Here is an 18,364-nt window from a genome sequence, read left to right on the forward strand (position 1 = left end):
TCATGGGTCACAAGTCGAACCCCATCGGTCTGCGCCTGCAGATCAACCGCACCTGGGACAGCCGCTGGTACGCGGAAGGTCGCAACTATGCGCAGATGCTCAAGGAAGACCTTGAGATCCGCAAGTTCATCGTCACGAGCCTGCCGCAGGCAGCGATCTCGAAGGTGGTGATCGAGCGTCCTGCCAAGCTGTGCCGCGTGTCGATCTATGCCGCCCGCCCGGGCGTCATCATCGGCAAGAAGGGCGCTGACATCGAGAAGCTTCGTTCGAAGCTTGCCGCGATGACCAGCAGCGACGTGAAGCTGAACATTGTCGAGATCCGCAAGCCGGAAATCGACAGCAAGCTCGTTGCCCAGGGCATCGCCGACCAGCTGGTCCGCCGCGTTGCCTTCCGTCGTGCGATGAAGCGCGCCGTGCAGTCCGCCCTGCGTCTTGGAGCCGAAGGCATCAAGATCACCTGCGGTGGCCGTCTCGGTGGTGCGGAAATCGCCCGCGTCGAATGGTATCGCGAAGGTCGCGTTCCGCTGCACACGCTGCGCGCGAACATCGATTATGCCGAAGCCGAGGCGCTGACCGCTTATGGCATCATCGGCATCAAGACCTGGATCTTCAAGGGTGAGATCCTCGGTCACGATCCGATGGCCCAGGACCGACTGATGATGGAAGCTCAGACTTCCGGCGTCCGTCCGGCTCGTTGATCCTCGAGGTTAGAGAAGCACCATGCTGCAACCGAAGAAGACCAAGTTCCGCAAGACCTTCAAGGGCCGCATCCACGGCCTTGCGAAGGGTGGCACGGACCTGAACTTCGGCTCCTACGGCCTCAAGGCCCTGGAACCGGAACGCGTCACCGCCCGCCAGATCGAAGCGGCCCGCCGCGCGATCACGCGCCACATCCGCCGTCAGGGCCGTCTGTGGATCCGCGTGTTCCCCGACGTGCCGGTTTCGAAGAAGCCCGCCGAAGTCCGCCAGGGCAAGGGCAAGGGTTCGATCGAATACTGGGCAGCCCGTGTGAAGCCGGGCCGCATCCTCTTCGAACTGGACGGCGTCCCCGGCCCGCTCGCGGCCGAGGCTTTCAGCCGCGCCGCGATGAAGCTGCCGATCAAGACGAAGGTCGTTGCCCGCCTGGGTGACACTTCGCACCTTGGCGGCGAGTGATTGGGAGTCGAATGATGGCCAAGATCGAAGACCTTCGCGCCAAGAGCGACGACCAGCTGAACGCTGAACTCGCCGAGCTGAAGCGCGAGCAGTTCAACCTGCGTTTCCAGGGCGCGACGAACCAGCTTGAGCGCCCCGCGCGCATCAAGGAAGTCCGTCGCGACATCGCGCGCATCAAGACGCTGCAGACTGAGCGTTCTCAGTCGGCCCAGGCGTAAGGAAGCTACTATGCCCAAGCGTATTCTGGTCGGAACCATCGTTTCCGACAAGACCGACAAGACCGTGGTCGTGAAGGTCGAGCGCAAGGTGAAGCACCCGCTCTACGGGAAGATCATCCGCCGCTCGAAGAAGTATCACGCCCATGACGAGGCGAATGCCTTCAAGACCGGCGAGACCGTGCGCATCGAAGAGACCGCGCCGATCTCGAAGCTGAAGACGTGGAAGGTCATCGACCGCGTCACGGCCGGCAAGGGCACCGCGATCGAAGCGGACGTCTGATAGTCGTCAGTCAAGTTAGGGGTTGCTTCGCGGCACCAGTCGTGTAGCGGCCCCGGCTACTGTTTTGGAACTGCCGGACTGGTTCCGGCAAGCCAGTGAGAAGGAACCGGATCAATGATCCAGATGCAATCCAATCTCGACGTGGCGGACAACAGCGGCGCAAAGCGCGTCCAGTGCATCAAGGTGCTGGGTGGCTCGAAGCGTCGGTTCGCAAGCGTTGGCGACATCATCGTGGTGTCGGTCAAGGAAGCGCAGCCGCGTGCCCGCGTCAAGAAGGGCGACGTGCACCGTGCGGTTATCGTGCGCACCAAGAAGGATGTCCGCCGTGCAGACGGTTCGGTCATCCGTTTTGACGGCAACGCTGCCGTGCTCGTCGGCAAGAACGAAGAGCCCATTGGCACGCGTATTTTCGGACCCGTCGTTCGCGAACTGCGCGGCAAGGGCTTCATGAAGATCATCTCGCTCGCGCCGGAGGTGCTGTAATGGCTGCCGCGAAGATCAAGAAGGGCGACACCGTCGTCGTTCGTTCGGGCAAGGACAAGGGCCGCACCGGCACCGTCCTTCAGGTCCTTCCGAAGGATGAGAAGGTCGTCGTGCAGGGCGTGAACATCGCTGCCCGTCACCGCAAGCCGAGCCAGCAGAACCCGCAGGGTGGCATCGATCGCTTCGAAGCGCCGATGCACATCTCGAAGGTTTCGGTTGCCGACAAGGATGGCAAGCCCACCCGCGTCCGCTTTGAAACCAAGGACGGCAAGAAGGTCCGCGTGGCCGTGAAGTCCGGGGAGACGATCGATGGCTGACAAGTATACGCCGCGTCTGCGGTCGAAGTATGACGCCGAGATCGCTGCCGCGATGCAGGCCAAGTTCGGCTACAAGAACGCGATGGAAATCCCGCGCATCGAAAAGATCACGCTCAACATGGGCGTGGGCGAAGCGAGCCAGGACAAGAAGAAGGTCACGACCGCAGCTGCAGAAATGGAGCTGATCGCCGGCCAGAAGCCCGTCATCACCAAGGCGAAGAAGTCGATCGCGCAGTTCAAGCTGCGTGAAGGCATGCCGATCGGTTGCAAGGTTACCCTGCGCCGCGAACGCATGTACGAATTCCTCGACCGCCTCATCACCATCGCAATGCCCCGCATCCGCGACTTTCGTGGTCTGAACCCGAAGTCGTTCGACGGTCGCGGCAACTACGCGATGGGTCTGAAGGAGCAGATCATCTTCCCGGAGATCAGCTACGACCAGATCGAGAAGGTGCGTGGCATGGACATCATCGTCACCACGACCGCGAAGACGGACGACGAAGCGCGCGAGCTGCTCCGCCTGTTCGGTTTCCCGTTCCCGCAGGAAGCTGCTGAAGAGCAGCAGGCCGCGTGATCCAGAATTGAAGAAGAGAGCTTAAGTCCATGGCGAAACTGAGTTCCATCAACAAGAACGAGAAGCGCAAGAAGCTCGTTCAGAAGTTTGCGGCGAAGTATGCTGCGCTCAAGGCTACGGCTGACGACCAGTCGCTCGACGAAACCGAGCGCCTGATTGCCCGCCTCAAGATGGCCGAGCTTCCGCGCAACGCGAACCCGACCCGGGTGCGCAACCGCTGCGCAACGACCGGCCGCCCGCGTGGCTACTATCGCAAGTTCGGCCTGTGCCGCATCGAGCTGCGGGACAAGGGCAACAAGGGCCTTATCCCCGGCCTGACCAAGTCGAGCTGGTAAGGATCATCCGATGGCTATGACCGACCCCTTGGGTGATATGCTCACCCGCATCCGCAACGGCCAGCAGGCAAAGAAGGACTCGGTCCTTTCGCCCGCCTCAAAGCTGCGTGCGCACGTGCTCGAAGTCCTTCAGCGTGAGGGCTACATCCGCGGTTTCTCGGAGGACGCCACCGGCGCCCACCCGCAGCTGCGCATCGAGCTCAAGTATTTCGAAGGCCAGCCTGCGATCAAGCATGTTGCCCGTGTCTCCAAGCCTGGCCGTCGCGTCTACTCGGGTTCCAAGGAACTTCCGGTGATCCGCAACGGTCTTGGCATCACCATCGTCTCGACGCCCAAGGGCGTGCTTTCGGATGCCGAAGCACGCGCTGCCAACGTCGGTGGCGAAGTGCTTGCGGAGGTGTTCTGATGAGCCGCATCGGCAAGAAGCCGGTGGTGATCCCCGGTGGCGTCACTGCGAACATCGCGGACGGCGTGCTGACCGTGAAGGGCCCGAAGGGCACCCTGACGCTCACGCTCCGTGACGAGATTAGCTACACCGTCGACGGCGACACGATCCTCGTGAAGCCGGCGAACGACACCAAGGCTGCGCGTGCCTTCTGGGGCATGCAGCGCACCCTCGTCGACAACCTCGTGACCGGCGTTACGCAGGGCTACACCAAGGTTCTTGAAATCACCGGCGTCGGCTATCGTGCCAACGCTCAGGGCAAGAACCTGAAGCTGCAGCTCGGCTACAGCCACGACGTCGATTTCCCGGTGCCGGAAGGCATCGAGATCAAGACCCCTGACAACACCACGGTGGAAATCTCGGGCATCGACAAGCAGAAGGTCGGCCAGGTCGCCGCAGAGATCCGTCGCTGGCGCAAGCCCGAGCCTTACAAGGGCAAGGGCATCAAGTACCGCGGCGAGTTTATCTTCCGCAAGGAAGGGAAGAAGAAGTAATGGCAAAGCTGTCTCTCTTCGCACGCCGCCGCCGTCGCGTCCGCACGGCGCTCAAGGCTCGTTCGGGCGGTCGTCCTCGCCTTTCGGTGCATCGCTCCGGCCGTCACATCTACGTCCAGATCATCGACGACGCAGCCGGCAAGACGCTTGCTGCCGCCTCGACGCTGGTCAAGGGCCAGAAGTCGATCGGCGCGAACGTCGATGCCGCCACCAAGGTTGGTACCGAGATCGCCGAGAAGGCCAAGGCTGCCGGCATCACCACCGTCGTGTTCGATCGCGGCGGGTTCCTGTTCCATGGCCGCGTCAAGGCGCTGGCTGACGCTGCCCGCGCAGGCGGGCTGGAGTTCTGACGATGGCTGACGAAACCAACCTGGAAGTCGCCGCCCCGGTCGAATCGACCGGCGGTGAGCAGCGCGAAGGTCGCGGTCGTGGCCGCGGCCGTGGCGGAAATGATCGTGGTGGCGAACGTGGCGGCCGTGGCCGTCGCGACGACCGTCGCGGTCGTGGCAACAACGACGAGGAAGGTGGCGAGGAGCTGATCGAAAAGCTCGTCCACATCAACCGCGTCTCCAAGACCGTCAAGGGCGGCAAGCGCTTCGGCTTTGCAGCACTCGTCGTGGTCGGCGACGGCAAGGGCCGTGCAGGCTTCGGCAAGGGCAAGGCTCGCGAAGTGCCTGAAGCGATCACCAAGGCCACTGCCGCTGCAAAGCGCGCCATGGTCCGCGTGCCGCTGAAGGAAGGCCGCACCCTGCACCACGACGGCAAGGGCCGTTTCGGTGCCGGCAAGGTCAACGTCCGTTCGGCTCCAGCCGGTACCGGCATCATCGCCGGCGGTCCGATGCGCGCTGTCTTCGAGAGCCTCGGCGTTGCCGACGTGGTGACCAAGTCGGTCGGCACCTCGAACCCCTACAACATGATCCGCGCCACCTTCGACGCGCTGACCGACCAGACTTCGCCGAAGTCGGTTGCCCAGCGTCGTGGCAAGAAGGTTGCTGATCTCCTCGGCCGTGGTGGCGCTTCGCAGGTCGAAGCCGAAGCCGCTGCCGAAGCCATCGCGGAGTAATCGGTCATGGCTACCATCAAGATCAAGCAGATCGGTTCGCCGATCCGTCGCCCTGAAGCCCAGAAGAAGATTCTGGTCGGCCTGGGCCTGGGCAAGATGCACCGCGTTGTCGAGCTGGAAGACACGGCCGAAGTGCGTGGCGCCATTGCCAAGCTTCCCCACATGGTGGCCGTGGTCGACTGACCACTGCTCCCGTTGCGGGTTACAGGGACACCCCGGCCATGTGCCGGGGTTTTCCATTGGGGCTACGGGGCATGGGTTCCGCTGGTCCTGCGAGGGGGTGACAAGCCGGGCCTGATGGTCTAGGCGGCGCCCTTTCCGAAGCGCGTCTCAAAGCGAAAGCGAGTGCAGAACATGAAGCTCAACGAACTCAACGACAACTATGGCGCCCGCAAGGGCCGCATGCGCGTGGGCCGCGGTATCGGCTCGGGCAAGGGCAAGACTGCCGGTCGCGGCCAGAAGGGTGCCAAGGCACGTTCGGGCGTCAGCGTGAACGGCTTCGAAGGCGGCCAGATGCCGCTTCACATGCGCATCCCGAAGCGCGGCTTCAACAATATCTTCGCCAAGGACTTCGCTGAAGTGAACCTCGGCATGATCCAGAAGATGATCGATGCCGGCAAGCTCGACGTCTCGGGCACTGTCGATCACGCAGCGCTGAAGGCCGCTGGTCTGGCCCGTGGCGGCAAGGATGGCGTGCGCCTCCTCGCCAAGGGTGAGCTGACTACCAAGGTCGCGTTTGCGGTGACCGGTGCCTCGAAGGGCGCGATTGCCGCTGTCGAGAAGGCCGGTGGCTCTGTCACGCTTCCCGAAGCGCAGCCCAGCGAGCACGAGAAGAAGACGGCTCGCCGCGAGGCCAACAAGGCCAAGTAAGCACTTTTCCGGTCCCCGCCCGCCAGTCGGGCGGGGATTTCGGCATTGCAGGGGTTCGACTTTCGTCGCCCCGCACTATATGGGCTAGCTCAAGACGTCCGAGATACGTGGCCCAGGGCCCGATTTCGCAGCAAGGCTTAGAACCCCGAAATGGCATCACGCGCCGATAACATCGCCAGCAACCTCAATCTGGCCAACTTCTCCAAGGCAACCGAGCTCAAGAAGCGCATCTGGTTCACGGTGGGCGCGCTCATCGTCTTCCGGTTCCTCAGCTTCGTGCCGCTGCCCGGCGTAAATCCGCTGATCATGGAGACGCTGTACGACCAGACCCGCGGCGGCGTTCTCGATATCTTCAACGCGTTCTCGGGCGGTTCGCTCGAACGCATGAGCCTCATCGCACTGGGCGTCATGCCCTATATCACCGCGTCGATCGTGGTGCAGCTCGCCGCCTCGCTTCACCCCGCGCTTGCCGCGATGAAGAAGGAAGGCGAGAGCGGGCGCAAGAAGCTCAACCAGTACACGCGCTATGGCGCAGTGCTGCTCACCGCGATCCAGGGCTGGGTGCTCGCCTCCGGGCTTGAAGCATACGGCGCGTCGAGCGGTCTGCAGGCGGTGGTAAATCCGGGCCTCCTCTTCCGTGTCGGAGCGGTCATCTCGTTGATCGGCGGCACCATGTTCCTGCTGTGGCTGGGCGAGCAGATCACCTCGCGCGGGATCGGCAACGGCGTTTCGCTGATCATCATGGCCGGCATCGTCGCGCAGCTGCCGAAGTTCTTCGGCAACCTGTTCGAAGGCGGCCGCACCGGCTCGATCTCGCCGTTCCTGATTGTCGGCATCGTGATCATGCTGGTCGGCCTCGTGCTGGCGATCTGCTTCTTCGAGCGTGCGACGCGGCGGCTGCTGATCCAGTATCCCAAGCGCGCGACGCAGCGCGGCATGATGAATGCCGACCGCAGCCACCTGCCCTTGAAGCTCAACACCGCAGGCGTGATCCCGCCGATCTTCGCCAGCTCGCTGCTGCTGCTGCCGCTGACCATCACGCAGTTCGCCGGCAAGTCGATCTCGCCCGACACCACGATGGGGCAGGTGATCGTCTCGCTGAACCAGTACCTTGGGCACGGCAAGCCGCTCTACATGCTGTTCTATGCGCTCGGGATCATCTTCTTTTCGTTCTTCTACACCGCCGTGGTGTTCAACCCGGAAGAGACGGCCGAGAACCTCAAGAAGAATGGCGGGTTCATTCCCGGCATCCGTCCGGGCAAGAACACCCAGACCTACTTAGACTATGTGCTAACTCGCATCACCGTGCTGGGTGCGGCATACATCACCGTGGTCTGCGTCGTGCCGGAATTCATCATGGCGGAGACAGGCATGGGGACGCTGTTCTTCGGCGGCACCAGCCTGCTGATCGTGGTCAACGTCACGGTCGACACCATTACCCAGATCCAGTCGCACTTGCTGGCGCACCAGTATGGCGACCTGATCAAGAAGGCGAAACTGAAGGGACGGCTGCGCTGAGGGCAGCAGCTGCATGAGGGGAGCGATTTCGTGAACATCATCCTGTTGGGGCCTCCGGGCGCGGGCAAGGGCACGCAGGCCCAGCGTCTGGTCGAACGCCATTGCATGAAGCAGCTCTCCACGGGCGACATGCTCCGTGCGGCGGTCAAGGCTCAGACGCCGGTCGGCCTCAAGGCCAAGGCCGTGATGGAAGCGGGTCAGCTCGTTTCGGACGAGATCGTCTCGGCCCTGATCGGTGATGAACTCGATGCGCTGGCCGAGGGCCAGGGCGCGATCTTCGATGGCTATCCCCGCACCGCCCCGCAGGCGGAATCGCTCGAGGCGATCCTGGCGAGCCGCGGCAAGAAGCTTGACTACGTGATCGAGCTCGACGTGAACGAGGATGCGCTCGTCGAGCGCATCACCGGGCGTTACACCTGCGCCACCTGCGGCAAGGGCTATCACGACACGTTCGAGAAGCCTGCTGTCGAAGGTACCTGCGACAAGTGCGGCGGTCACGAGTTCAAGCGCCGTCCCGACGACAACGAGGAAACCGTGCGCACCCGCATGGCCGAATATCGTGCCAAGACCGCGCCGATCCTGCCGATCTACGAAGCGCAGGGCATCGTCAGCCGGGTTGATGGCATGGCGGACATGGATGAGGTCACGGCAGCCATTGAGGCAATCCTCGGCAAGCGCTAACACGCAGGCGTGACCCGCCCGTCCCGGTGCGGGCGGAGGCGCGTGATGGCCAAGGTCCTGAAATTCCTGACGGCGGGGCTTGGCGGCCTCGCCGTTGTTGCGTCTGCTCCCGCTCGCGCCGAAGTGACGACGCGGACTGACGCAGGGTTCGTCGTGCGGGTGACTGCAGAGGTCGCCGCGAGCCCCGCCGATGCGTGGAAGGCCTTCACCACGCCATCGCTGTGGTGGAACCCACAGCACACCTTTTCGGGCGAGTCCGTGAACCTGGCCATGGACCCTTCAGCCAACGGGTGCTTCTGCGAGAAGCTGCCGGTGCCCAAGGGCGCGCCAGCGACGCAGAAGCCGGGGTCGGTGATGCACATGCGGGTGGTCTATGCCGAGCCCTACCGGGCGCTGCGGCTCGTCGGTGGATTGGGTCCGCTGCAGTCCGAGGCGGTCAACGGCACGATGACAGTGACGTTCAAGCCGGTCGACGGGAGTGGCGGCAAGACCACGCGGATCCTGTGGGAGTACGTGGTCGGCGGTTTCATGCGCTACAAGACCGAAACGATCTCCGGCGCGGTCGACAAGGTGCTGACCGAGCAGATTGCGGGTCTTTCCAAGCTGATCGGTCCGGCGGTGATGCAGGCTGCGCCGGCAGCTGTAGTGCCCGAAGCAACGCCTGAGCCAAAGGTGCCCGATGCTGCGTCCGAACCGCCTGCGATGAAGCAGGAGCCTGTCGGCGAGGATGCGCCGACCTACACGCCCGATCCCAACAGGGACGACGCGGCCGCTGCGGAATCGGTCAAATCGGCACTGGATGGCCTGTTCAAGAAGAAGGTCGAGGACGACCGACTCCCGCCAGGGCGCTAGACAGGCTTCAAGGTGCGCTTCGCCGCTTTCCCGTAGCGCAAAACCCGCTAATCTCTCTGCCACAACAGCGCGACTCGGGGCTTGGCCGAAGTCGTGCAGACACGGGCCGCACCCAGCGAATCCTGGCCGCCATTCCGGCAGCCGCATCGGGAGCCAAAAGGCTCCGATCAGGGGGAGAGTACCGTGGCCGTTTCCGATCATGTTGACCTGCCGACCTTCATGGAAGGCGTGAAGAAGCGCAATCCCTATCAGCCGGAGTTCGTCCAGGCGGTGCAGGAGGTTGCCGAAGACATCTTCGAGTTCATGCAGGACAAGGAAGAGTACCACTCGCAGCAGATCCTGCGCCGCATCGCCGAGCCGGACCGCGTGGTGTCCTTTCGCGTCTGCTGGGAAGACGACAAGGGCAACATCCGCGTGCAGCGCGGGTGGCGCGTGCAGAACAACAACGCGATCGGCCCCTACAAGGGCGGCATCCGTTTCCACCCATCGGTGACCGAATCGGTCCTGAAGTTCCTCGCCTTCGAGCAGACCTTCAAGAACGCGCTGACCGGCCTGCCGATGGGCGGCGGCAAGGGCGGATCGAACTTCAATCCCAAGGGCAAGAGCGTGCGCGAGATCATGCGCTTCTGCCAGTCGTTCATGACCGAACTCTATCGCCATATCGGTGCCGACGTCGACGTTCCGGCAGGCGACATCGGCGTGGGCGGGCGCGAGATCGGCTTCATGTTCGGCCAGTACAAGCGCATCACCAACAACTTCACCGGCGTGCTGACCGGCAAGGGCCTGGAATGGGGCGGCTCGCTGATCCGCACCGAGGCGACTGGCTATGGCGCAGTCTACTTCCTTGCCAACATGCTCGCCACCAAGGGCGAGGACCTGACCGGCAAGACGGCGGTGATCTCGGGCTCGGGCAACGTGGCGACCCATGCGGCCGAGAAGATCGTCCAGCTGGGCGGCAAGGTGCTGACCCTCTCGGATTCAGGGGGCTACATCCACGATCCTGATGGCATCGACCAGGAGAAGATCGACTGGGTCAAGACCCACAAGACCCATCGCCGCGGCCGCATTGAGGAATATGTCGAGGCCTTCCCGAAGGCGACGTTCGTGGCAGGCAAGACGCCGTGGGGCGTGCCATGTGACGTGGCATTGCCGTGCGCCACGCAGAACGAGCTGCTGGGCGACGATGCGCGCATGCTGATCGCCAATGGCTGCAAGGCGGTGGCCGAGGGCGCGAACATGCCGACCGACCTTGACGGCGTGCACGTGTTCAAGGCGGCCAAGATCCTCTATGCGCCGGGCAAGGCCTCGAATGCGGGTGGCGTTGCCGTCTCCGGCCTCGAAATGAGCCAGAACTCCGAACGCCGTTCCTGGAAGGAAGAAGAGCTGCAGCAGATGCTCAAGGACATCATGGCCGGCATCCACAAGTCCTGCCTTGCCTATGGCGACCAGGGCGGCGGGTACATTGATTACGTGAAGGGTGCCAATATCGCCGGCTTCAAGAAGGTGGCCGATGCGATGCTGGCGTTCGGCGTGGTGTAGCGCACCGGCGCTTTGCGCATGATGAGATGAACACGGGCCCGGGGCAAGTCTTCGGGCCCGTTGTCGTTTCAGTCCTCGAACTCTGTGGCAATCCGCGCGAGGCAGCGCAGGAACGCGGCGAACACGGCGCCCGGTAGCGTGGTGGCATTCTGCGAGTAGCCGCTGTGAATCCCGGCAAGTGCAACCTTGGCGATATGCGTCTTCGAGGATTCGAAGCGCGATGCGGCAATTTCGAGGCAATCCGGAATCGCGGCAAAGGCAGCGGCTTCGTGCTCGCCCGCGGCATAGCGGCGGAGCGCATCGGCGATCCTGCGCGGATCAAGTCCCGGAGCCGTGATCGCGAAGCGTTGTTCGCCCAGCACGATATCACACAGTTCGGCAGCCCCCGACTCCATGCCGTGCTGGTCGTTGCGCTCGACGCTTTCGGCCATCTTGAGCAGACGGCTGCGCAAGTTGGCGATGCTAATGATCTGCCCCGCCTGCGGCGGCGGCGAGAAGGTCGGCCACGGGAGAGACTTCCTGCAAGGCATATCCTGACGATCCATGGCTCGTGATCCTGATGCTGGGTTTCAATTTGGCTCTGAGGCCGGAGATGAGGACCTGGAGGGACTTCGGCGAGATCGGGCGATGCACAGACCTTCCGGTTGCGGCGAGCCTCTGGTTGCGAACGGGCGATCCCCTGGCTGCTACAAGCAACGACAGGATCTTTGCTTCGCGGCCGAGAAGGGGCGTGACGACGTAATGCTGAAGGTGCAGCTCACGCACCTCGCGCAGCAGTTCGTCGGTCTGCCGCTGACCCATGCGGGCGAGAATGGCCTCGATGCGGGCCTGTCCTTCCGGCGTGGACATGCCGACATCGAACACGTCATCGAAACCGACGTTGAGAATCTGCGCACGTACTCTTGGTCTGGCATCACGCAGCAGGGCAATCTTGGCCTTGCCCTTCAGCAACGGGCGATAGATGCGCATGAACTTGCGGATGCGGACCGGATCGCTTCCCACAACGAAGATAACGCTGTAGGCCTGACGCCCGTCATCGGTGTAAGCCGTGTAGTCGTCGGTGATGCGAAAGACTTGTGCCGTTTCGCAAAAGGCTGCGGCACAGGCCACTTCCATCGGCGGAGCGCCGTTTCCAAAATGAAGAATCCTTGCGGCCACCCCTACAGTGTGGCTCTGCCTTGCGGTCAGGAATTGATCTTCGGAACTCCAGGCCGAATCCGCCGCGCGCAGCTTCGTAGACGTCTTGCGCCTTCGGTCGCTATTGAAACGCATGTTGCTATAACTTTCGATATATCTAGAGATATACTTATAGATATTCGTTAGCCTTGCAATTGCGATCAATGGTTAACGGACCGGACGTGGGCCGAGTCGCCAGCTGTGGGGGGTGGAGAGTCCTTTGCGACGTTGAAATGAGGGTGCCGCGTCGGTGGCATGGCGGATGCGGCGGTTCTCCGGGCCGTGTGAGGCACACATGACGGGTTGCTTGTCGGCCGGGAAAAGCGTCTGGCGATAAGTGTTTGCGATAACGTGCTTCCAGAACGGAGCGATTTTTTCGTTCCCCTCTTGTTCTAATGGAACACAACAAGTACATAACCCTTGTTGACGGCTCATGTCAGCCAACTCTAGCAAGGGAAACGAAGCCATGGCGGCTCAGCTCAAGCTCATCGAGGAAGGTAAGATCAAGGACATGGATCGTCAGAAGGCGCTCGACGCGGCCCTTGCGCAGATTGACCGCGCGTTCGGCAAGGGGTCGGCAATGAAGCTGGGCTCGAAGGAAGCGATGCAGGTGGAAGCGATTTCCACCGGATCGCTCGGGCTCGATATCGCGCTCGGCGTGGGCGGATTGCCGCGCGGCCGCGTGATCGAGGTTTACGGGCCGGAAAGTTCGGGCAAGACCACGCTCGCGCTGCACGTGATTGCCGAGGCGCAGAAGAATGGCGGCACCGCTGCCTTCATCGACGCCGAACACGCGCTTGACCCGGTCTATGCCCGCAAGCTGGGCGTGGACATCGACAACCTGATCGTCTCGCAGCCTGATACGGGCGAGCAGGCGCTGGAAATCACCGACACGCTGGTGCGCTCCAACGCGATCGACGTGCTGGTGGTTGACTCGGTGGCAGCGCTCGTGCCGCGTGCCGAAATCGAAGGCGAGATGGGCGACAGCCATGTCGGTCTTCAGGCCCGCCTGATGAGCCAGTCGCTGCGCAAGCTGACCGGCTCGATCAGCCGCTCGCGCTGCATGGTGATCTTCATCAACCAGCTGCGCATGAAGATCGGCGTGATGTACGGCAACCCCGAGACGACGACGGGCGGCAACGCGCTCAAGTTCTACGCTTCGGTCCGCCTCGACATCCGCCGCACCGGGCAGATCAAGGACCGTGACGAGATCGTCGGCAACGCCACGCGCGTGAAGGTGGTCAAGAACAAGGTCGCCCCGCCGTTCAAGCAGGTCGAATTCGACATCATGTATGGCGAGGGCATTTCCAAGATCGGCGAGATTCTCGATCTTGGCGTCAAGGCCGGGCTCGTCGAGAAGTCCGGCGCCTGGTTCAGCTATGACTCCATTCGCATCGGGCAGGGGCGTGAGAACGCCAAGAACTTCCTGCGCGAGAACCGTGAACTTTGCGACCGGTTGGAAGCTGCGATCCGTGGCCGCACCGACAAGGTTGCCGAAGGTCTGATGGTCGGTCCGGACGCGGACGACGACGTCTGATCTTCAAGGCGGCGGGCCTGCAGCCTCCATCCGCACCCGCCTGCCACACCAAAGAGCCCGCGCATTCCCCGGCAGGAATGGGCGGGCTTTTTGTTTGCGTTCTGATGGTTGGCGTTTAACCTTGCGGTTAATCCAACAGGAGTCCCGACCATGGCGATCATCGTGCACCACCTCAACAACAGCCGTTCGCAGCGCGTCCTGTGGCTGCTCGAGGAACTGGGCGTGGATTACGAGATCCGCCATTACCAGCGCGATGCCGTCACCAATCTCGCGCCGCCCGAACTGAAAGCGGTGCATCCCCTCGGCAAGTCGCCGCTGCTCGAGATCGATGGCCGGGTGATCGAGGAATCAGGCGCGATCGTGCAGGTGCTGTGCGAGCGTTATGGCAATGGCGCGTGGTTGCCTGCTGCCGGGTCCGATGATGCGCTGCGCCATCTCGAATTGATGCACTTCGCCGAAGGCTCGGCGATGACGCCTGTTCTCCTCCAGCTTTACACCTCGCGCCTTGGCGATGCTGCGGAACCGTTGAAGCCGCGCATCGACGAGCAACTGGCTGCGCACTTCGGCTACATGGAACAGATCCTGCGCCCCTCCGGGCACTTCATCGGTGACGACTGGACCGGGGCGGACGTGATGCTGAGCTTCCCGGCAGAGATCGCGGTGATGAACGGCGCAGGCGCGCATTTTCCCAAGCTCGCGGCCTTCGTCGCTGCCGTCCATGCCCGTCCCGCGTGGCAGCGGGCCCGCGAGAAGGGCGGCGCCTACTTCGGGATGTGATGCGATGACGAATGCAGGGGACTGGCAGGGCACCGTCGGGCGGAGCTGGGCGGCGGAATGGCGGCGAACCGACGTCAGCTTTTCCGAGCTTACCCCCGCATTGCTTTCTGCCATTGCGGCCGAGCAGGGGAGTGACGTCGTCGATATCGGCTGTGGTGCGGGCGAGCTGGCCATGGCCGTCGCGGCGGCGAGACCTCAGGCACGGGTGACGGGAATCGATATTTCGCCGGACCTGATCGAAGCGGCCTCGGAGCGCGCCTATGCCGCGAACCTTTCGTTCGAACTGGCCGATGCGACCGCGTGGCAACCGCGCAACAGGCCAGACCTGCTGGTGTCGCGGCATGGGGTGATGTTCTTTCCCGATCCGCCACAAGCCTTTGCCCATCTTGCAGCGGTTTCTGCGCCGGGTGCCCGCATCGTGTTCTCATGCTTCCGTTCCGCAGCGCAGAACGAGTGGGCTGCGGCGATTGCCGACCTTCTGCCGAGGTCAGAGCCGCCACCGCCACAACCGTTCGCGCCCGGACCCTTTGCCCTCGCCCAGCCCGAGCATGTCCGGCGCTGCATGGCGGGGTGGCGCGACCTTGCGTTCACGGCGGTCGATTTCGACTACATCGCCGGGACGGGCGCGGATGCCGTGGGCGAGGCGATGGCGCTGTTCCGCCGAATCGGTCCGGCAGCGGCTGCGTTGCGAACCCTGCCCGAAGAGCAGCGCGAAGAGGTCGCCAAACGTCTTCAGGACCTTGTCGAGGCGCATCATCGCGAGGGGCATGTCGCGTTTCGGGCAGCGGCATGGCTGGTAACGGGCACATCCGATCACTGAGATGGATGAAACGTGCTTGTAGCGCGCCGAACGCTCGCCTAATCGGCCTTTCATGACTTCGACGAACGAAATCCGCCGCTCATTCCTCGAATACTTCGGCTCGCAGGGGCACGATGTGGTGCAGTCTGCGCCGCTGGTGCCCTACAACGACCCGACGCTGATGTTTACGAACGCGGGGATGGTGCCGTTCAAGAACGTGTTCACGGGGCTTGAAACCCGTGCGACCCCGCGCGCCACCTCGTCGCAGAAGTGCGTGCGCGCAGGGGGCAAGCACAACGATCTCGACAACGTGGGCTACACCGCACGGCATCACACATTCTTCGAGATGCTCGGCAACTTCTCGTTCGGCGATTACTTCAAGGAGCAGGCGATCACGCACGCGTGGACGCTGTTGACGCGCGAATGGGGCCTGCCCAAGGACAAGCTGCTCGCCACGGTCTATCACACCGACGACGAGGCGTTCGAGCTGTGGAAGAAGATCGCGGGGCTCCCGGAAGACCGCATCATCCGCATCGCCACGAAGGACAACTTCTGGGCGATGGGCGATGATGGCCCGTGCGGCCCGTGCTCGGAGATCTTCTTCGACCATGGCGACCACATCTGGGGCGGCCCTCCGGGATCGCCTGAGGAGGACGGCGACCGCTTCATCGAGATCTGGAACCTCGTGTTCATGCAGTTTGAGCAGACGGCGGGCGAGATCACCGGCAGCCTGCCCAAGCCGAGCATCGACACCGGCATGGGCCTTGAGCGCATCGCTGCAGTGCTGCAAGGCGAGCACGACAACTACGACACCGACACGTTCAAGGCGCTTATCGCCGCGTCCGAGAGCCTGACTGCGGTCAAGGCCGAGGGCGAGCAGCGTGCGAGCCATCGCGTGATCGCCGACCACTTGCGCTCGACCAGCTTCCTGCTGGCCGATGGCGTGTTGCCTTCGAACGAAGGGCGCGGCTATGTCCTGCGCCGGATCATGCGCCGCGCGATGCGGCATGCCCACCTGCTGGGCGCGAAGGACCCGCTGATGCATCGCCTGGTGCCCGCGCTGGTGGCCGAGATGGGCGCTGCCTATCCCGAGCTTGGCCGCGCGCAGCCGCTGATCGAGGAAACCTTGCTGCGCGAGGAAGTGCAGTTCCGCCGCACGCTGTCAAACGGCATCAAGCTGCTCGACGAAGCGACCGCGACGCTGGGCGAGGGCGACAAGCTGCCCGGCGACACCGCCTTCAAGCTCTATGACACCTTCGGCTTCCCCTATGACCTGACCGAAGACGCCCTGCGCGCACGCGGCATTGCTGTGGACCGTGAAGGCTTCGACGCGGCGATGGCGCAGCAGAAGGCGGCAGCGCGGGCGGCGTGGAAGGGATCGGGTCAGGCGGCGGACAGCGAAGTGTGGTTCGACATCGCCGAACGTGTCGGCGCGACCGAGTTCACCGGCTACACCGCCACCACCGGCGAGGCGCAGGTCGTCGCGCTGGTCCGCGATGGCAAGGAAGTCGACAGCGCCACGGCGGGTGACAGCGTCACCGTCATCGTCAACCAGACGCCGTTCTATGGCGAGAGCGGCGGCCAGACCGGCGATGCCGGGACGATCACTGGCGCGGATGGACTGGTGCTGCAGGTGAGCGATACGGCCAAGCCGCTGGGTCGCCTGCATGCGCATAATGCGACGGTCGCGTCGGGTGCCGTGAAGGTCGGCGATGTGGTCAAGCTCGACATCGATGTCGAGCGCCGCGATGCGATCCGTGCCAACCATTCGGCAACGCATTTGCTCCATGCGGCGCTGCGCCACCGGCTTGGCGGCCATGTGACGCAGAAGGGTTCGATGGTCGCTGCCGATCGCCTGCGCTTCGACTTCTCGCAGCCGACGGCGCTCACGCCTGAGGACATTGCCGCGATCGAAGCCGAAGTGAACGCCGAAATCCGCGCCAACGAGCCGGTGACCACGCGCCTGATGAGCCCCGATGAGGCCATCGAAGCAGGCGCCATGGCGCTGTTCGGCGAGAAGTACGGCGACGAAGTGCGCGTGCTGAGCATGGGCCGTGTGGCGGACAAGCATTATTCGGTCGAACTGTGCGGCGGCACCCACGTGCGTGCGCTGGGCGACATCGGCGTGTTCCGCATCGTCAGCGAAAGCGCGGTGTCATCGGGCGTGCGCCGCATCGAGGCGCTGACCGGCGAGGGTGCGCGGCAGTGGTTCGTGGCGCGCGAGGATGCGCTGAAGAACACCGCCTCGATCCTGCGCACGACGCCGGAAGACGTGGAAGCCCGCGTCACCGCGCTGATGGACGAGCGCAAGAAGCTCGAACGCGAACTCGCCGAGGCGAAGAAGGCGCTGGCGCTCGGCGGTGGTTCGGCCAAGGCCGAGAATGCCGACGAGGACGTGGGTGGCGTGAAGTTCTCAGGGCAAGTGCTTGATGGCCTAGACCCCAAGGAACTGCGCGGGCTGCTCGATCAGGCCAAGCAGCGGCTTGGTTCGGGCGTAGCGGTGATCGTCGCGGTGAACGAGGGCAAGGCTTCCATCGCGGCTGCGGTGACCGAGGATCTGGTCGGCAAGGTCAGCGCGGTGGACATCGTCCGCGCTGGCGTCGAAGCGCTCGGCGGCAAGGGCGGCGGTGGCCGTCCGGACATGGCACAGGGCGGCGGGCCGGATGGGGCCAAGGCTGCAGACGCGATAGCGGCGGCGAAGGCTGTGCTGGCCGCATGATCCGGCTATATGGCATCGCGGTGCTGACCTGCGCCGTGCTGTCGACCCCGGCACTGGCCCACGTCACACTGTCCCCGACAGAGACGCACGCGAGCGAGCGCACGGTCTATACCGTGCGAATGCCGAACGAGCGCAAGGTTGCCTCGACCCGCCTTGATCTGGCCATTCCGGGTGGCGTGACAGTCATGTCGTTCAGGCAGGTGCCGGGGTGGGCGCTCGACGTTGAGCGCGGGGCTGACGGTGCCATTGTCGGTGCGCACTGGACGGGCACGCTCATGCCTGAGGAGTATGTGGAATTTGCCGTGATGGCCCGGAATCCCGACCAACCGGTCGAACTCGTCTGGAATGCCCGGCAAAGCTATGCTGATGGCACCGTAGTCGAATGGTCGGGTGCGCCGGGTAGCAAGACGCCTGCTCCGCGGGTTTCGGTTACGGCAGCGGTATCGACGGACCATTCGGCCCATCACTGAGAGCGCAAGTCTTGCACCAGCGTTCTGAGAATCGTTCCGGCATCGGAATTTACGGAGTTTTC

At 63.6% G+C, this 18,364-nt stretch carries 25 protein-coding genes; 23 read left to right on the top strand and 2 right to left on the bottom strand.

The window, feature by feature from the left end:
* The first annotated feature begins 2 nt into the window (after positions 1-2).
* The 18 genes from rpsC to gdhA all read left to right on the top strand — a co-directional run bounded on the left by rpsC (position 3) and on the right by gdhA (position 10,824).
* Complete coding sequence (rpsC, locus tag ACZ1JX_RS02080; RefSeq protein WP_144902027.1) at positions 3-698, top strand: 30S ribosomal protein S3; 696 nt, start codon at positions 3-5, stop codon at positions 696-698.
* Between the two features lie 22 nt (positions 699-720).
* A complete protein-coding gene (rplP, locus tag ACZ1JX_RS02085; protein ID WP_144902025.1) occupies positions 721-1,155 on the top strand; it encodes a 50S ribosomal protein L16 in 435 nt (144 codons plus the stop codon).
* Between the two features lie 11 nt (positions 1,156-1,166).
* Positions 1,167-1,373, top strand: coding sequence for a 50S ribosomal protein L29 (gene rpmC, locus ACZ1JX_RS02090; protein ID WP_039334358.1), 207 nt, complete (start codon positions 1,167-1,169; stop codon positions 1,371-1,373).
* A 10-nt stretch (positions 1,374-1,383) separates the two neighbouring features.
* A complete protein-coding gene (gene rpsQ, locus ACZ1JX_RS02095) occupies positions 1,384-1,653 on the top strand; it encodes a 30S ribosomal protein S17 (RefSeq protein ID WP_144902021.1) in 270 nt (89 codons plus the stop codon).
* Between the two features lie 114 nt (positions 1,654-1,767).
* The gene (gene rplN / locus ACZ1JX_RS02100) at positions 1,768-2,136 is read left to right on the top strand and encodes a 50S ribosomal protein L14 (protein ID WP_084278971.1); all 369 of its coding nucleotides are present in this window, start codon (positions 1,768-1,770) and stop codon (positions 2,134-2,136) included.
* Positions 2,136-2,453, top strand: a complete 318-nt coding sequence (gene rplX / locus ACZ1JX_RS02105; RefSeq protein WP_144902019.1) for a 50S ribosomal protein L24 — start codon at positions 2,136-2,138, stop codon at positions 2,451-2,453. The genes rplN and rplX overlap by 1 nt, the downstream gene beginning before the upstream one ends.
* Positions 2,446-3,027, top strand: a complete 582-nt coding sequence (gene rplE, locus ACZ1JX_RS02110; RefSeq protein ID WP_465125168.1) for a 50S ribosomal protein L5 — start codon at positions 2,446-2,448, stop codon at positions 3,025-3,027. The genes rplX and rplE overlap by 8 nt, the downstream gene beginning before the upstream one ends.
* 29 nt (positions 3,028-3,056) lie before the next feature.
* A complete protein-coding gene (gene rpsN, locus ACZ1JX_RS02115) occupies positions 3,057-3,362 on the top strand; it encodes a 30S ribosomal protein S14 (RefSeq protein WP_144902015.1) in 306 nt (101 codons plus the stop codon).
* 10 nt (positions 3,363-3,372) lie between these two features.
* Entirely contained in the window at positions 3,373-3,768 is a 396-nt protein-coding gene (rpsH, locus tag ACZ1JX_RS02120) for a 30S ribosomal protein S8 (RefSeq protein WP_039334346.1), read from the top strand.
* The gene (rplF, locus tag ACZ1JX_RS02125) at positions 3,768-4,301 is read left to right on the top strand and encodes a 50S ribosomal protein L6 (protein ID WP_465125169.1); all 534 of its coding nucleotides are present in this window, start codon (positions 3,768-3,770) and stop codon (positions 4,299-4,301) included. The genes rpsH and rplF overlap by 1 nt, the downstream gene beginning before the upstream one ends.
* The gene (rplR, locus tag ACZ1JX_RS02130) at positions 4,301-4,651 is read left to right on the top strand and encodes a 50S ribosomal protein L18 (protein WP_144902011.1); all 351 of its coding nucleotides are present in this window, start codon (positions 4,301-4,303) and stop codon (positions 4,649-4,651) included. The genes rplF and rplR overlap by 1 nt, the downstream gene beginning before the upstream one ends.
* A gap of 2 nt (positions 4,652-4,653) precedes the next feature.
* The gene (rpsE, locus tag ACZ1JX_RS02135) at positions 4,654-5,364 is read left to right on the top strand and encodes a 30S ribosomal protein S5 (RefSeq protein ID WP_465125170.1); all 711 of its coding nucleotides are present in this window, start codon (positions 4,654-4,656) and stop codon (positions 5,362-5,364) included.
* A 6-nt stretch (positions 5,365-5,370) separates the two neighbouring features.
* The gene (rpmD, locus tag ACZ1JX_RS02140) at positions 5,371-5,547 is read left to right on the top strand and encodes a 50S ribosomal protein L30 (protein ID WP_144902007.1); all 177 of its coding nucleotides are present in this window, start codon (positions 5,371-5,373) and stop codon (positions 5,545-5,547) included.
* Positions 5,548-5,718: 171 nt separating this feature from the next.
* Positions 5,719-6,234, top strand: a complete 516-nt coding sequence (rplO, locus tag ACZ1JX_RS02145; RefSeq protein ID WP_465125171.1) for a 50S ribosomal protein L15 — start codon at positions 5,719-5,721, stop codon at positions 6,232-6,234.
* A gap of 150 nt (positions 6,235-6,384) precedes the next feature.
* Positions 6,385-7,752: a preprotein translocase subunit SecY gene (gene secY, locus ACZ1JX_RS02150; RefSeq protein ID WP_465125172.1), complete on the top strand. Its 1,368-nt coding sequence runs from the start codon at positions 6,385-6,387 to the stop codon at positions 7,750-7,752.
* Positions 7,753-7,782: 30 nt separating this feature from the next.
* Complete coding sequence (locus ACZ1JX_RS02155) at positions 7,783-8,433, top strand: adenylate kinase (protein ID WP_465125173.1); 651 nt, start codon at positions 7,783-7,785, stop codon at positions 8,431-8,433.
* A gap of 45 nt (positions 8,434-8,478) precedes the next feature.
* Entirely contained in the window at positions 8,479-9,285 is an 807-nt protein-coding gene (locus ACZ1JX_RS02160) for an SRPBCC family protein (protein ID WP_465125174.1), read from the top strand.
* Positions 9,286-9,468: 183 nt separating this feature from the next.
* On the top strand, positions 9,469-10,824 hold the full coding sequence (gdhA, locus tag ACZ1JX_RS02165) for an NADP-specific glutamate dehydrogenase (RefSeq protein WP_465125175.1): 1,356 nt from the start codon (positions 9,469-9,471) through the stop codon (positions 10,822-10,824).
* A gap of 68 nt (positions 10,825-10,892) precedes the next feature.
* Here gdhA and ACZ1JX_RS02170 read toward each other — a convergent pair whose 3' ends face one another.
* Entirely contained in the window at positions 10,893-11,276 is a 384-nt protein-coding gene (locus ACZ1JX_RS02170) for a hypothetical protein (protein ID WP_465125176.1), read from the bottom strand.
* A gap of 10 nt (positions 11,277-11,286) precedes the next feature.
* Positions 11,287-12,165 (bottom strand): helix-turn-helix domain-containing protein, encoded by an 879-nt coding sequence (locus tag ACZ1JX_RS02175; protein WP_465125177.1) that lies wholly within the window; start codon positions 12,163-12,165, stop codon positions 11,287-11,289.
* 301 nt (positions 12,166-12,466) lie between these two features.
* Between ACZ1JX_RS02175 and recA the strand changes: the two genes are divergently transcribed.
* The 5 genes from recA to ACZ1JX_RS02200 all read left to right on the top strand — a co-directional run bounded on the left by recA (position 12,467) and on the right by ACZ1JX_RS02200 (position 18,302).
* Positions 12,467-13,537, top strand: a complete 1,071-nt coding sequence (gene recA, locus ACZ1JX_RS02180; protein WP_144901993.1) for a recombinase RecA — start codon at positions 12,467-12,469, stop codon at positions 13,535-13,537.
* A gap of 150 nt (positions 13,538-13,687) precedes the next feature.
* A complete protein-coding gene (locus tag ACZ1JX_RS02185) occupies positions 13,688-14,314 on the top strand; it encodes a glutathione S-transferase family protein (RefSeq protein ID WP_465125178.1) in 627 nt (208 codons plus the stop codon).
* Positions 14,315-14,318: 4 nt separating this feature from the next.
* Positions 14,319-15,134 carry a class I SAM-dependent methyltransferase gene (locus ACZ1JX_RS02190; RefSeq protein WP_465125179.1) on the top strand — a complete coding sequence of 272 codons (816 nt, stop codon included), beginning with the start codon at positions 14,319-14,321 and terminating at the stop codon, positions 15,132-15,134.
* A gap of 52 nt (positions 15,135-15,186) precedes the next feature.
* Positions 15,187-17,832 carry an alanine--tRNA ligase gene (alaS, locus tag ACZ1JX_RS02195; RefSeq protein ID WP_465125180.1) on the top strand — a complete coding sequence of 882 codons (2,646 nt, stop codon included), beginning with the start codon at positions 15,187-15,189 and terminating at the stop codon, positions 17,830-17,832.
* Positions 17,829-18,302 (top strand): DUF1775 domain-containing protein, encoded by a 474-nt coding sequence (locus ACZ1JX_RS02200; protein ID WP_465125181.1) that lies wholly within the window; start codon positions 17,829-17,831, stop codon positions 18,300-18,302. Before alaS ends, ACZ1JX_RS02200 begins: the two co-directional genes overlap by 4 nt.
* Positions 18,303-18,364: the final 62 nt, after the last annotated feature.

Source organism: Novosphingobium sp. BL-A-41-Hi4A-0G (assembly GCF_055521735.1).